Genomic DNA, 13,373 nt, shown 5'->3' with positions numbered 1-13,373 from the left:
CGCGCACCCGGAGGACTCAGCGCTGGCGCTTCTCGCGCACCCGCATGTTCACCACGATCGGCGTGCCTTCGAAGCCCCAGATCTCGCGGAGGCGCCGCTGGATGAACCGGCGGTAGCCCGGGTCGAGGAATCCGGTCGTGAACAGCACGAACGTCGGCGGACGCGTCGAGGCCTGCGTGCCGAACAGGATGCGCGGCTGCTTGCCGCCGCGGAGCGGATGCGGGTGCTCCGCGACGAGCTCGGCGAGGAATGCGTTGAACTTGCCGGTCGGGATGCGGGTGTCCCACGAGTCCAGTGCGGTCTCGAGCGCCGGCACGAGCTTGTCGAGGTGCCGGCCGGTGCGCGCGGAGATGTTCACGCGCGGCGCCCAAGACACGTGCGCGAGGTCCTGCTCGATCTCGCGTTCGAGGTAGCGGCGGCGATCGGCGTTCTCGAGATCGTCGTCGTTCAAGCGGTCCCACTTGTTGAACGCGAGAACGAGGGCGCGGCCGGACTCGAGCACGAGATCGATGATGCGCACGTCCTGCTCGCTGATCGACTCGCTGACATCGAGCACGACGACGGCCACTTCGGCTTTCTCCAGGGCGGCGGAGGTCCGCAGCGACGCGTAGAAGTCGGCGCCCTGCTGCAGGTGGACTCGCCGACGGATGCCGGCGGTGTCGACGAACCGCCAGAGGCGCCCGCCGAGGTCGACGATCTCGTCGACCGGGTCGCGCGTGGTGCCGGCGAGATCGTTCACGACGACCCGCTCCTCCCCCGCGGCCTTGTTCAGCAGCGAGGACTTGCCCACGTTCGGGCGGCCGAGGATCGCGACGCGGCGCGGTCCGCCGATCTCCTGCTTCGCCACCGCGGAGACCGTAGGCAGAACCTTCATGACCTCGTCGAGGAGATCCGCCACACCGCGACCGTGGATCGCGGAGACGGGGTACGGCTCACCGAGACCCATCCCCCAGAGCACGGCGGCCTCGGGCTCCTGCCGGGCGTCGTCGATCTTGTTCGCGACGAGGAAGACGGGCTTGCCGCTCTTGCGCAGCAGCCTGACGACGTGCTCGTCGGTCGAGGTCGCGCCGACCATCGCGTCGACCACGAACAGCACGACATCGCACAGGTCGATCGCGATCTCGGCCTGAGCCGCGACGGAAGCATCGATGCCTCGTGCGTCCGGCTCCCAGCCGCCGGTGTCGACGACCGTGAAGCGGCGGTCCATCCACTCGGCCTTGTACGTCACCCGGTCGCGCGTGACACCGGGGGTGTCCTCGACGACAGCTTCGCGGCGCCCCAGGATGCGGTTGACCAGCGCCGACTTCCCGACGTTCGGGCGACCGACGATCGCCACGACCGGCAGCGCCGGGGAGTACTCCACACCATGCTCGCCGAGCGTGACGCCCGACAGCAGCTCGGCGTCGTCGTCGTCGAGCTCGTAGTCGGACAGGCTCGCGCGCAGCGCTTCCGCGCGCGCGTCGGCAAGGTCCTCGTCGAGATCGGCGAGGGCCTCGGCGATGTTGTCGTCGCCGCCTTCGTATTCGTCGTCAGCGCCCATCATGGCTTCCTGTCTGTGGAGGGAGGGCCGCGGCGATGACGTCGAGGACGGCATCCACGGTCTGTGTGAAATCGAGATCCGACGAGTCGACGACCTGGACGCCCGGTGCGGCGGTGAGGAAGTCCACGACGGAGGAATCGGCCGCGTCCCGACGGTGCAGGGCGTCGGCGACGGCGCCGGCGTCATGCCCGGAGAGCTCGGCGCTGCGGCGGGCGGCGCGGATGTCGGGAGCCGCTGTCAGGAGGACGCGCACCGGCGCGTCCGGCGCGACCACCGTGGTGATGTCGCGTCCTTCCACGACGACGCCGGGCCGGTCGGCTGCCGCGACGAGCGAGCGGAACAGCGTCGTGGCGGCGTGGCGGACCGCCGGAACGCGCGCGACGCCGCTCACGGCATCCGTCACCCGCGGTTCGCGGATCGCGTCGGTGACGTCCGTGTCCCCGACGCGCACCCAGTACTGATCGGGGTCCAGCGAGATCGAGAAGTCGAAGTCGCCGAGCACGTCGAGGACGGATGCCGCGTCCGACGTGTCCGCGTCGTGCGCGAGGACGTGCCAGGCGAGGGCGCGATAGGCCGCTCCGGTGTCGAGGTAGCCGAAGCCGAGGCGACGGGCCACCTGCTTGGAGACGCTCGACTTTCCGCTGCCTGCGGGGCCGTCGACGGCCACCAGGACGGGCGTGGTCGGTTCAGTCATTCGTGGTGCTCGCAATCTTCCAGCCGCGGGACTGGAGGCCGTCGACCGCGCGGCGCACGGCGCTCGGGACGACGCTGATCTCGGCCAGACCGAACTGAGCGCCCGGCGAGTGCTCGAGGCGGAGGTCCTCGACGTTCACCTCGAGGTCGCCGAGCTCGCCGAACAGTCGTCCGAGCTGACCGGGGGTGTCGTCGACCATCACCACGACCTGCTCGAAGCGGCGGTTCTGCCCGTGCTTGCCGGGGAGCCGCTCCACGCCGTCGTTGCCTCGACGGATCGTGTCCGCGACGGCCCGACGGGACCCGGGGGCTTCCGGTTCGCGCAACGCGGCGGCGACCGCGCTCAGATCGGCGGCGAGGGCGTCGAGCACGTCGACGACCGGAGCGGCGTTCGCGCCCAGAATCTGCACCCACAGCTCAGGGGCGGACGCCGCGATGCGCGTCGTGTCGCGCACGCCCTGGCCGGCGAGGCTCAACGACCCGTCCGGGGCCTCGACGAAGCGCCCGGCGAGGAGGCTCGCGACGAGCTGCGGAACGTGCGAGACGAGGGCGACGGCGCGGTCGTGGTCTTCGGGTGTCATCTCCAGCGGCATGGCGCCGACGTCGAGCGCGAGGCCCTCGACCAGCGCGAGATCGGCGGCCGAGGTCTCCCCGTCCCGGCAGACCACCCAGGGCCGGCCGACGAAGATGTCGGCGCGGGCCGAGATGGCTCCCCCGCGCTCGCGACCGGCGAGCGGGTGCGAGCCGATGTACTTCGCGAGGTCGACGCCGCGCGCGCGCAGCGTCCGCAGCGGCTCGAGCTTCACACTCGCGACATCCGTGACGACGGCCGAGGGGAAGCGGGCGAGCTCCCGCTGGATCACGTCCGCGGTCACGTCCGGCGGCACGGCCACGACGATCAGCGACGGATCGTCCTCCTCGCGCGGTGTGCGCCCGGCGCCGTAGTCGATCGCGAGCCGCAGCTGCGACGGGGAGGTGTCGTCGAGGGCGACATCGACGCCACGCGCCCTGAGCGCGTGTCCGATGCTCGACCCCAGGAGGCCTGCCCCGACGATGCGCACCGTCCCGCGGGTGCGCGCAGCGAGCGCGGCATGCGCGGGCACGGCCGATTCTTCGCTCACTGGCTCTCCTGGTGGTGTGCGCCGGCGCGGCGCTACGGGCTCGCGGGAGGCGGGGTGGCGGTGTCCGCGGTCGCGCTGCGCGCGAGTGTCAGCAGAGCACCCCGCTCCACTTTAGTCAACTCGCGGACGCGACCCACTGGGAGGGTTCCCAGGTGCAGCGGCCCGAACTGGCGGCGCACGAGTTCGACGACCGGGTGGCCGACCGCCGCCATCATCCGCCGGACGATCCGGTTGCGCCCGGAGTGCAGGGTGAGCTCGATGAGCGACCCGCCGCCCTCGGCGGAGCTGGAGAGCAGCCGCGCCTTGTCCGCCGCGATCGCGCCGTCCTCCAGATCGATCCCTTTGGTGAGGCGCGCGATCGTCTGCGCGGTGACCTTGCCTTCGACCTTCGCGACGTACACCTTCGTGACACCGAACGAGGGGTGGGCGAGCACATGGGCGAGCTCCCCGTCGTTGGTGAGCACGAGCAGACCGCTCGTGTCGGCATCCAATCGCCCGACGTTGTACAGCCGCTCCTGGAAGTCGCGCGTGAACTCACGCAGGTCGCGGCGCCCGCGTTCGTCCTTCATCGAGCTGACCACGCCACGGGGCTTGTTCAGCACGACGTAGCGCTTCGTGGCATCGAGCTGGATCGCCGTGCCGTCCACATCGACCTCGTCGACTTCCGGGTCGACACGCGAGCCGAGCTCGGTCACGACCTGGCCGTTGACGCGCACCCGACCTTCGACGATGAGGTTCTCCGCCACCCGCCGCGAGGCGACGCCCGCGTTCGCGAGCACTTTCTGCAGACGGATGCCGTCCGTCGGGCGTTCGTCGTCGTTCATGCGCGCAGCACGTCCTCGAATCCGTCGGCGCCGCCGTCCAGGAGCGGCGAGATGTGCGGGAGCTCGTCGAGCGAGTTGATCCCGAGGTTGATGAGCAGAGCGTCCGTCGTGGCGTAGTGGATCGCACCGGTCTCGGCATCCGTGAACGCCTCGGCGATCAGGCCGCGGGCGAGGAGGGTGCGGACGACCGAGTCGACGTTGACCGCGCGGATCGAGGCGACCTGCCCGCGCGTGACCGGCTGCTTGTAGGCGATGACCGCGAGGGTCTCCAGAGCCGCCTGCGACAGCCGGGACGGTGCCTGCGTGTTCACGAATTCGCTCACCAGCTCGTCGTGCTCGGCGCGCACGTACAGTCGCCATCCGCCGCCGACCTCGCGCAGCTCGAATCCGCGGCGCGGACCGCCGGCGAGGCCGTCGTAATCGGCCACGAGCGCCTCGACGGCCTGACGGACGGCGGGCACCGGTGCTCCGACCGCCGTCGCGAGCGCCACCAGGCTCTGCGGCTCCTCGACGATCAGCAGGATCGCCTCGAGCCTGCGCGCGACGTCCGCGGGAGGAGGGACGGGCGGGTTCTCATCGGTCATAATCGGCTCCCAGGCTGGCGAGGTTCTCATCGGACCACCGCTCGGCGGTCCAGCGGAGGGTGAGTTCGCCGAGCGGCTCCAGCTGCTCGAACGACAGTGCGGCGTGCCGGTACAGCTCGAGCACGGACAGGAAGCGCGCGACGACGACGCCGGGCGCCGTGGCCCCGGCGACGAGCTCACGGAAGCTCAGGGATCCGGCATCCCGCAGCAGCGTCACCACGATCGCGGCCTGCTCGCGGATGCTGACGAGCGGCGCGTGCAGGTGGTCCAGGCCGACGTGCGGGATCTCCTTCGGGGTCATCGCGAGGATCGCGAGCGCCGCGAAGTCCTCGAGGCTGAGGGTCCACACGAGTTCCGGCACCGCGGCGCGGTACTTCTCGTCGAGTCGGACCGCGCGCGTGTGCCGCCCGTCCTCGGCGCGGAGCCGCGCGGCGAACCACGTCGAGACCTCCTTGAAGGCCCGGTACTGCAGGAGCCGCGCGAACAGGAGGTCGCGGGCCTCGAGGAGCGCGACGGACTCCGCGTCGACCAGTTCGCCCTGCGGCAGCAGGCCCGCGACCTTCATGTCCAGAAGCGTCGCCGCGACCACCAGGAACTCGGATGCCTGCTCGAGCTCCTCATCGGCATCCAGTTCGCGCAGGTAGGAGATGAACTCCGCCGTCACGCGGCTCAGGGCGACCTCGGTGATGTCGAGCTCGTGCTTGGACAGCAGCGTCAGCAGGAGGTCGAAGGGTCCGTCGAAGACCCCGAGCGAGACGCGGAATCCCTCGCCGTCGGTGGGGGCGTCCTCGGGCGCGGCGGCGTCCTCAGGCGACGGCACCACGCGCGACCAGCTCCCGCGCCAGCCGCAGATATGCCTGTGCCGCCGCGTGCTCCGGCGCGAACTCGGTGATCGGCATACCCGACACCGACGCGTCGGGGAACTTCACGGTGCGCCCGATCACGGTCTCCAGCACGTCGTCGCCGAAGGCCTCGACGACGCGTTCCAGGACTTCTCGCGAGTGCAGCGTCCGCGGGTCGTACATCGTCGCGAGCACGCCGTCCAGCTCGATCGAGGGGTTCAGCCGGTCGCGCACCTTGTCGATGGTCTCGATGAGCAGCGCGACGCCGCGCAGCGCGAAGAACTCGCACTCGAGCGGGATCAGCACACCGTGACTCGCCGTGAGGGCGTTCACGGTCAGCAGCCCGAGCGAGGGCTGGCAGTCGATCAGGATGACGTCGTACTCGGCCGAGACCTTGCGGAGCACCCGGGCGAGGATCGTCTCGCGGGCGACCTCGTTCACGAGGTGCACTTCGGCCGCGGACAGGTCGATGTTCGCGGGGAGGATGTCCAGGCCCTCGACGGAGGTGTGGACGATCACTTCCTTCGGGTCGCGCTTCGTGTCCAGCAGCAGGTCGTAGATCGTCGGCACGTCGTGGGTCTGGATGCCGAGCCCGGCGGACAGCGCGCCCTGCGGGTCGAAATCCACCGCGAGGACTTTGCGACCGTACTGCGCGAGCGAGGCCGCCAGGTTGATCGTCGTGGTGGTCTTGCCCACACCGCCCTTCTGGTTGCAGAGCGAGATGATGCGTGCCGGCCCGTGCCCGTCGAGCTTGGGCGGCGTGGGGAACCCCTGGTAGGGACGACCGGTCGGGCCCATGGGCACATCGCCCTCGCCCGCCTTCGGCTTCTTCGCCGAACCCTTCGTCACACTGCCAGCCACGCGGTCTCCCAACCTTCTCGTCGTGCTCGGTCGATTCTAGCGATGAGGCGAACGGATGCCGCGGCTCAGCGCGCCCGCGGGTGCGATGTCGCGTACACATCGCGCAGCGCGTCCACCGAGACGTGCGTGTATATCTGCGTCGTCGCCACGGACGCATGACCGAGGAGCTCCTGCACGACGCGCACGTCGGCGCCGCCCTGCAGCAGGTGGGTCGCGAAGGAGTGTCGCAGGGTGTGCGGCGACACGTGCGCGGTCAGCTCGGCGCGCTCGGCGGCGTGCTGGATCACCAGCCACGCGCTCTGCCGCGACAGCGGCGCACCGCGTGCGCCGAGGAACAGCCGCGGGGTCGCGCGCCCGCGGCGCGAGAGCTCGGGGCGGGAGCGGGTCAGATAGGCCTCGAGAGCCGCCCGCGCATACGAGCCGACCGGGACGATACGCTCCTTCGAGCCCTTCCCCCGCAGCCGGACCACATCACCCTGAGCCATGTCGTCCACGTCCAGCTGTACGATCTCGGACACGCGGGCCCCGGTCGCATACAGCAGCTCCAGCAGCGCGCGGTCGCGCAGCCCGATCAGGTCGGCGGCGTCGACCCCGCCGGTCGCGGGTCCCGCGGCATCGAGGAGTCTCTCCACCTGATCCACCGTGAGCGCCTTCGGCAGCCGCCGTCCGGCCTTGGGCGGGCGCAGCCTCCCGGTCGGATCCTCGCTCTCGATCCCTTCGCGTGCGAGGAAGCGGTGCAGGCCCCGGACGGAGGACTGCAGGCGCGCGAGGCTCGACGCCGCCGGGGGCGGCTCGGCGGACGCGCGCTCGGCGGCGAACTCGGCCACAACGGTCGCCGTCACGTCGCCCGAATCACGGATGCCGCGGCCGGCGAGCCAGTCCAGGTACCCCGAGAGGTCCCTGCGGTATGCCGCGGCGGTGTGCGCGGACAGTCCGCGCTCGATCGAGACGTGGCGCAAGTAAGCGTCGACGGCTCGATCGAGCTGCACGTCAGTGTCCCGAGCGGCGCAGTCGTTCCGCGGCGGCCAGCACACCCACCGCGAGGATGCCGTTACGCAGCCGCCCGTGCAGCACGCCCGTCACGACGTCATCGAGCGGGACCCACTCCGTGCGGATGTCGGCCTCCTCCTCTTCGCGCGCGTGCGCGGTGCCGACCGGAGCGAGCCGGCGGGCCAGGAAGAGATGGACGACCTCGTCGTTGCCGCCGGGAGTGGTGAAAACGCTCACGAGCGGGTCCCAGTCCTGCGCCGCGAGGTCGGCCTCTTCGGCGAGCTCGCGCTGCGCCGCCTGCAGCGGGTCCTCCCCCGCCACGTCCAACAGCCCCGCCGGGATCTCCCAGTCACGGTGACGGATCGGGTGGCGGTACTGCTGGATCAGCAGAACGCGGTCCTGCGCGTCGACCGCCACCACCGCCGCCGCACCGGGGTGATCGACGTATTGACGCACGATCTCGCCGTCGCCGTAGCGGACGGTGTCGCTGCGCACGTCCCACACGCGCCCGGAGTACACCAGCTCGCTCGATACAACCTCGGGATCGACCGGCTCGTCCCGGAGCGTCGTCGGGTCCGGGTCAGTCATTCTCGACGTCGAAAAGTTCGCTCGCGCGGTGCCGCTCGAGCGCCGCACCCACGAGCCCACGGAAGAGCGGGTGCGGGTCGGTCGGGCGGGAGCGCAGCTCCGGGTGGGCCTGGGTGGCGATGTAGTAGGGGTGCACCTCACGCGGCAGCTCGACGTACTCGACGAGGTTGCGGTCCGGAGACAGGCCGGAGAAGAACAGCCCCGCGCTGGAGAGCGCGTCGCGGTAGGCGTTGTTGACCTCGTAGCGGTGTCGGTGGCGCTCGTCCACGCGCGAGGCGCCGTACACCTCACGGGCGAGCGATCCCTCGGCGAGCTCTGCCGGGTACATGCCGAGACGCATGGTTCCGCCGAGGTCTCCCCCGGCGATGATCTCGACCTGCTCGGCCATCGTGGCGATCACCGGGTTCGTCGTGTCCGGATCGAACTCGGTCGAAGACGCGTCACCGATCCCCGCGACATGGCGCGCGTACTCGATCACCATGCACTGCAATCCGAGGCACAGTCCGAGCGTCGGGATGCCCTGTTCGCGCGCGAAGCGCAGCGCGCCGAGCTTGCCCTCGATGCCGCGGATGCCGAACCCGCCGGGGACGACGATCCCGTCCACGCCGCTGAGTGCCTTCGCGGCGCCTTCGGGGGTCTCGCACTGGTCCGACGGGATCCAGGTGATCGTGACGTGCGTCTCGTGCGCGAAGCCGCCGGCCTTGAGCGCCTCGGTCACGGAGAGGTAGGCATCCGGGAGGTCGATGTACTTGCCGACGAGACCGATCGTCACTTCGTGCTTCGGGTTGTGCACGGCCTGCAGCACGCGCTCCCAGCGCGACCAGTCCACCGCGGCGGCCTTGCCCAGCCCGAGCGAGCGGACGATGTACTCGTCCAGTCCCTGCTCGTGCAGCATCGTCGGGATGTCGTAGATGCTCGGGACGTCCACGGCGTTGACCACGGCGTCCTCGTCGACGTCGCACATCAGCGCGATCTTGCGCTTGTTGGACTCCGTGACGGGGCGGTCGCTGCGCAGCACGAGGGCGTCCGGCTGGATGCCGATCGAACGCAGCGCGGCGACGGAGTGCTGAGTCGGCTTCGTCTTCTGCTCACCGGACGCACCCATGAAGGGGACGAGCGACACGTGCACGAAGAAGACGTTCTGGCGGCCGAGCTCGTGGCGGATCTGCCGCGCGGACTCGATGAACGGCTGCGACTCGATGTCGCCGACCGTGCCGCCGATCTCGGTGATGATGACGTCGGGCTGAGGCGTCTCGTCGGCCTGCAGACGCATGCGCCGCTTGATCTCGTCGGTGATGTGCGGGATGACCTGCACGGTGTCGCCGAGGTATTCGCCGCGGCGCTCGCGGGCGATCACCTGCGAGTAGATCTGCCCGGTGGTGACGTTCGCCGCCTGGCTGAGGTTGATGTCGAGGAAGCGCTCGTAGTGACCGATGTCCAGATCGGTCTCGGCACCGTCGTCGGTCACGAAGACCTCGCCGTGCTGGAACGGGTTCATCGTGCCCGGATCGACGTTCAGATACGGGTCCAGCTTCTGCATGACCACCCGCAGCCCACGGGCGGTGAGAAGGTTGCCGAGGCTCGCCGCCGTGAGACCCTTGCCCAACGAAGAAACGACACCGCCGGTCACGAAGATGTGCCGAGTGGTGCCGTTCGCGCTGCCGTCCGAAATGCCTGCCGTATGAGTTTCCGCCACGGGCTTTTATCCTATCAGTCAGTCTGGGCGCGAAGACCCAGCAGCTCGCGCGCGTGAGTCAGCGCGGCATCCGAATCGGGCATCCCCGACAGCAGTCGGGCCATCTCCGCCTCGCGTTCGGCGCCCTCCAGCGTCCGCACGTCCGACGCGGTGACCGCGCCGTCGTGGGCCTTCACGACCGAGAGGTGGTTGTTCGCGAACGCCGCGACCTGGGCGAGGTGCGTGACAGCGATCACCTGGGAGGAGCGGGCAAGGCGCTGCAGACGCCGCCCGACCTCGATCGCCGCCGCGCCGCCGATGCCGGCATCCACTTCGTCGAAGACGAACGTCGGGACGGGGTCGACGCCGGCGATCACGACCTCGATCGCCAGCATGACGCGGCTGAGCTCGCCGCCGGAAGCGCTCTTCGCGATCGGGCGAGGATCGGCTCCCGGATGCGGGGCGAGCAGGATCGAGATGTCGTCGCGCCCGCTCGCGGATTCCGCTCCTGGGGAGACGGCGACCACGACGCGCGCATCGGGCATCGCGAGGGCGTGCAGCTCTTCGGTGACGGCGGCCCCGAGCGTCTCCGCGGCCGTGATGCGTGCCGTCGTCAGCGCGGCGGCACGTTCGTCGAGGAGGGATGCCGCGGCATCGCGCTCCTGCGTGAGCCGGTCGATGCGCGCACCGTCGTCGTCGAGCTCGACGAGGCGCGCCGAACCGCTTTCGAGGAGTCCGATCGCGGCATCCACCGAACCGTGAACGCGCACGAGCGTGCCGAGATCGGCGCGGCGTTCCTGGACCGCGGCCAACTCGTGCGGCCCGGCATCATCGAGGTCGGCGAGGAAGCCGGAGAGCGACTGCGCGAGATCCGCCGCACGGTAGCCGAGGTCCGCCGCCTGGGTGGCGAGCTCCTCCAGCGTCGGGTCGTGCGCCCGTTCGAGCGCACGCCGGCACTCCGCCAGCAGGATGCCGACATCAGGCACGTCGCCGTCGCCCGAGAGCATCTCGTGCGCCGCGGAGGCCGCACTGCGAAGCTCTTCCGCGTTGGCCAGCCGTTCCGCGCGGACGGCGAGCTCGGCGTCCTCCCCCGGCTGCGGTGAGATCTGCTCGATCTCGGCGATCGCCGCGCGGAGCTCCTCCGCCTCCCGTGCACGCGCGTCCCGCTCGTCGACGAGCTCCTGCAGTTCGCGACCGACGGAGCGGGCGTGTTCGAACGTCTCGCGGTAAGCGGCGAGGGCGGCCCCGATCGGCTCCCCTCCGAAGCGGTCCAGCGCGTCGCGCTGCGCGGCGGCGGTGCGCAGCCGCAACTGGTCGGACTGCCCGTGCACGACGACGAGCTCGTCGGCGAGATCCGACAGCACCCCGGCGGGCGCGGCGCGGCCGCCCACGCTCGCGCGGCTGCGGCCCTCGGCGGTGATGGTCCGGGCCACGAACAGTTCGGCGATGCCGTCACGCAACGGCTCCAGCTCACCGCCGGCCTCGCGCACACGGTCGGCGACGGGTCCGTGATCCGGCACGATCCACACCCCGTCGACCGATGCCTGACCCGCGCCGCCGCGAACGGCACCCGAATCCGCGCGCTGCCCGAGCAGCAGGCCGAGCCCGGTGACGACCATCGTCTTGCCCGCACCGGTCTCTCCGGTGATCGCGGTGAATCCCGGCCCGATCGGGAGCGTCGCCTCGGCGATCACTCCCAGATCGCGCAGTCGCATCTCCTCGATCACGGAATCTGACCGATCAGGCCGGTCGACGCCGTCGCCGGGCCCCGCCACCCTTCGACGGGCAGCCGGAACTTGCGCACCAGCCGGTCGGTGAACGCCGCCGGATGCAGACGCGCAAGCCTGACCGGACGCTCCGAGCGGCGCACGACGACGCGGGCTCCGGGAGGAAGATCGTGCGAACGCCGCCCGTCGCACCAGAGGACGCCGGTTCCGTTCGTGCGCTCGAGCACCTCGATGGCCACGGCGTGCTCGGGCCCCACCACGAGGGGCTTGGCGAAAAGGGCGTGAGCGGAGAGCGGGACGACGGCGATCGCCTGCACCGTCGGCCAGATCACGGGGCCGCCCGCAGAGAAGTTGTAGGCAGTGGAACCGGTCGGTGTGGACACCACGACGCCGTCGCAGCCGAACGACGACAGCGGCCTGCCGTCGACCTCGATCACGACTTCCAGCATCCGCTCGCGGCTGGCCTTCTCCACGGTGGCCTCGTTGAGCGCCCAGGTGTCGTACAGGACGGCATCTGCGGAGTCCTTGACGCGGACCTGGAGGGCGAGCCGCTCTTCGACGGCGTAGTCGCGTGCGATGACGCGCGCGACTGCCAGGTCCATGTCGTCGCGCTCGATTTCGGCGAGGAAACCGACATGACCCATGTTGATGCCGAGCACCGGGGCCGTGCCCTCCCGGACGAGCTCGGCGGCGCGCAGGATCGTCCCGTCGCCGCCCAGCACAATGGCCAGTTCGATGTCCTCGACGGACACGTCGACATCCAGCGTCGCCACGTCGCCCAGCAGGGGAAGCGCATCGCCGAGTTCGGCGCGGTCATCCGCCGACAGCACCGGTCGGGCACCCGCACCGCGCAGTGCCGAGACGACGCGCTCGGCGGCGACGACGGTGTCGTCGCGGCGTGCGTGCACGACGACCAAGATGTTGCGTTCGACGTCGGTCATTGACTCCCCGTCAATCGATTCACGGTGCTCAACCATTCTGTCGGATTGGTCGCGCGTCCGAGGTCGTCCGGCATCGCCCGCAGGTGCGCCAGATACTCCGCGTTGCCGTGCGTGCCGACGATCGGCGATGCGATCACGCCGCACGTGCCGAGCCCGGCATCCCACGCCGACCACAACACCCCGGCAACCGCGTCGGCCCGCGTGGCGGCGTCGGTGACGAGCCCGCCTTTCACCGCCGTGCGGCCGGCTTCGAATTGAGGCTTGATCAGCAGAATCAGGTCCGCGCCGGCAGCGGCGACATCGCGCGCGGCGGGGAGGACGTGGGCGAGCGAGATGAACGAGAGATCGCCCGTGATCACCGCGGGCGCCGCAGCGACACCGCTGGCGTCCGCGAGCGAAGCGGGCGTCATGTAGCGGACGTTGAATCCCTCGACGACGACGACGCCGGGATCGTCTCGGACCACGGCAGCCAGCTGATCGTGACCGACGTCGACCGCGATGACCGGATCCGCGCCCCGCTCACGAAGAACCTGGGTGAAGCCGCCGGTGGAGGCGCCCATGTCCAGCGCGACGCGGCCGACGACGGCGACGCCGAAGGTGTCGAGCGCGGCGATGAGCTTGTGAGCGGCCCTACTCACGTAGTGATCCGTCGCCGCGACTTCGAGCACGGCGTCCGCCGAGACGGCCGTCGACGGCTTCACGACGGGTCGCCCGTCAACGGTGACGAGACCGTCCGCGATCAGGGTCGCCGCGTGCGTGCGCGATCTCGCGAGACCACGCTCAGCCAGGGCGGTGTCGAGGCGACTCGTCATGAAGAAGAGATGCCGGACGGACCTGATTCCAGTCGCCGCGCGAGGGCGTCGTGCACACCCAGATACCCTTCGGCCCGGCTGGAGAGCGGCTGCGCTTCGATCACCTCGAGGGTCGAGAGGAGATCGAGGTGTTCCTGCTCGCCCCGCGCGGTGTGGTCCATCACCTCAGGATACG

14 protein-coding genes are annotated in these 13,373 nt (G+C 70.5%); all 14 read right to left on the bottom strand.

Annotated elements, in window-relative coordinates; genetic code table 11:
- Positions 1-16 precede the first annotated feature (16 nt).
- The 14 genes from der to ABD197_RS07080 all read right to left on the bottom strand — a co-directional run bounded on the left by der (position 17) and on the right by ABD197_RS07080 (position 13,359).
- Positions 17-1,540 carry a ribosome biogenesis GTPase Der gene (gene der, locus ABD197_RS07145; RefSeq protein WP_344053020.1) on the bottom strand — a complete coding sequence of 508 codons (1,524 nt, stop codon included), beginning with the start codon at positions 1,538-1,540 and terminating at the stop codon, positions 17-19.
- A complete protein-coding gene (gene cmk / locus ABD197_RS07140; RefSeq protein ID WP_344053018.1) occupies positions 1,530-2,234 on the bottom strand; it encodes a (d)CMP kinase in 705 nt (234 codons plus the stop codon). The genes der and cmk overlap by 11 nt, the downstream gene beginning before the upstream one ends.
- A complete protein-coding gene (locus ABD197_RS07135) occupies positions 2,227-3,354 on the bottom strand; it encodes a prephenate dehydrogenase (RefSeq protein WP_344053016.1) in 1,128 nt (375 codons plus the stop codon). The genes cmk and ABD197_RS07135 overlap by 8 nt, the downstream gene beginning before the upstream one ends.
- Positions 3,355-3,386: 32 nt before the next feature.
- Positions 3,387-4,178 carry a pseudouridine synthase gene (locus tag ABD197_RS07130; RefSeq protein ID WP_344053014.1) on the bottom strand — a complete coding sequence of 264 codons (792 nt, stop codon included), beginning with the start codon at positions 4,176-4,178 and terminating at the stop codon, positions 3,387-3,389.
- A complete protein-coding gene (gene scpB, locus ABD197_RS07125; protein WP_344053012.1) occupies positions 4,175-4,762 on the bottom strand; it encodes an SMC-Scp complex subunit ScpB in 588 nt (195 codons plus the stop codon). The genes ABD197_RS07130 and scpB overlap by 4 nt, the downstream gene beginning before the upstream one ends.
- Positions 4,752-5,585 carry a segregation and condensation protein A gene (locus tag ABD197_RS07120; RefSeq protein ID WP_344053010.1) on the bottom strand — a complete coding sequence of 278 codons (834 nt, stop codon included), beginning with the start codon at positions 5,583-5,585 and terminating at the stop codon, positions 4,752-4,754. Before ABD197_RS07120 ends, scpB begins: the two co-directional genes overlap by 11 nt.
- Complete coding sequence (locus ABD197_RS07115) at positions 5,569-6,402, bottom strand: ParA family protein (RefSeq protein ID WP_344055813.1); 834 nt, start codon at positions 6,400-6,402, stop codon at positions 5,569-5,571. The genes ABD197_RS07120 and ABD197_RS07115 overlap by 17 nt, the downstream gene beginning before the upstream one ends.
- Positions 6,403-6,530: 128 nt before the next feature.
- Positions 6,531-7,454, bottom strand: a complete 924-nt coding sequence (gene xerD, locus ABD197_RS07110) for a site-specific tyrosine recombinase XerD (protein WP_344053008.1) — start codon at positions 7,452-7,454, stop codon at positions 6,531-6,533.
- Position 7,455: 1 nt separating this feature from the next.
- Positions 7,456-8,043: an NUDIX domain-containing protein gene (locus ABD197_RS07105; RefSeq protein WP_344053006.1), complete on the bottom strand. Its 588-nt coding sequence runs from the start codon at positions 8,041-8,043 to the stop codon at positions 7,456-7,458.
- Positions 8,036-9,739 carry a CTP synthase gene (pyrG, locus tag ABD197_RS07100; RefSeq protein ID WP_344053004.1) on the bottom strand — a complete coding sequence of 568 codons (1,704 nt, stop codon included), beginning with the start codon at positions 9,737-9,739 and terminating at the stop codon, positions 8,036-8,038. The genes ABD197_RS07105 and pyrG overlap by 8 nt, the downstream gene beginning before the upstream one ends.
- 14 nt (positions 9,740-9,753) lie before the next feature.
- Positions 9,754-11,445 (bottom strand): DNA repair protein RecN, encoded by a 1,692-nt coding sequence (gene recN, locus ABD197_RS07095; RefSeq protein WP_344053002.1) that lies wholly within the window; start codon positions 11,443-11,445, stop codon positions 9,754-9,756.
- Positions 11,442-12,386 (bottom strand): NAD kinase, encoded by a 945-nt coding sequence (locus tag ABD197_RS07090; RefSeq protein ID WP_344053000.1) that lies wholly within the window; start codon positions 12,384-12,386, stop codon positions 11,442-11,444. The genes recN and ABD197_RS07090 overlap by 4 nt, the downstream gene beginning before the upstream one ends.
- Positions 12,383-13,198 carry a TlyA family RNA methyltransferase gene (locus tag ABD197_RS07085; protein WP_344052998.1) on the bottom strand — a complete coding sequence of 272 codons (816 nt, stop codon included), beginning with the start codon at positions 13,196-13,198 and terminating at the stop codon, positions 12,383-12,385. The genes ABD197_RS07090 and ABD197_RS07085 overlap by 4 nt, the downstream gene beginning before the upstream one ends.
- Positions 13,195-13,359: a hypothetical protein gene (locus tag ABD197_RS07080; protein ID WP_344052996.1), complete on the bottom strand. Its 165-nt coding sequence runs from the start codon at positions 13,357-13,359 to the stop codon at positions 13,195-13,197. Before ABD197_RS07080 ends, ABD197_RS07085 begins: the two co-directional genes overlap by 4 nt.
- Positions 13,360-13,373 lie beyond the last annotated feature (14 nt).

This window comes from Microbacterium lacus (assembly GCF_039531105.1).
Classification (GTDB): domain Bacteria; phylum Actinomycetota; class Actinomycetes; order Actinomycetales; family Microbacteriaceae; genus Microbacterium; species Microbacterium lacus.
Note: the sequence above shows the minus strand (reverse complement) of the source record. Positions and strands in the feature narration are given on the sequence as shown.

Coding starts and splice junctions, on each gene's coding strand:
- der (WP_344053020.1), bottom strand. CDS start 1,540: ATGGGCGCTGACGACGAATACGAAGGCGGCGACGACAACATCGCCGAG.
- cmk (WP_344053018.1), bottom strand. CDS start 2,234: ATGACTGAACCGACCACGCCCGTCCTGGTGGCCGTCGACGGCCCCGCA.
- ABD197_RS07130 (WP_344053014.1), bottom strand. CDS start 4,178: ATGAACGACGACGAACGCCCGACGGACGGCATCCGTCTGCAGAAAGTG.
- scpB (WP_344053012.1), bottom strand. CDS start 4,762: ATGACCGATGAGAACCCGCCCGTCCCTCCTCCCGCGGACGTCGCGCGC.
- ABD197_RS07115 (WP_344055813.1), bottom strand. CDS start 6,402: ATGGGCCCGACCGGTCGTCCCTACCAGGGGTTCCCCACGCCGCCCAAG.
- ABD197_RS07105 (WP_344053006.1), bottom strand. CDS start 8,043: ATGACTGACCCGGACCCGACGACGCTCCGGGACGAGCCGGTCGATCCC.
- ABD197_RS07090 (WP_344053000.1), bottom strand. CDS start 12,386: ATGACCGACGTCGAACGCAACATCTTGGTCGTCGTGCACGCACGCCGC.
- ABD197_RS07085 (WP_344052998.1), bottom strand. CDS start 13,198: ATGACGAGTCGCCTCGACACCGCCCTGGCTGAGCGTGGTCTCGCGAGA.
- ABD197_RS07080 (WP_344052996.1), bottom strand. CDS start 13,359: ATGGACCACACCGCGCGGGGCGAGCAGGAACACCTCGATCTCCTCTCG.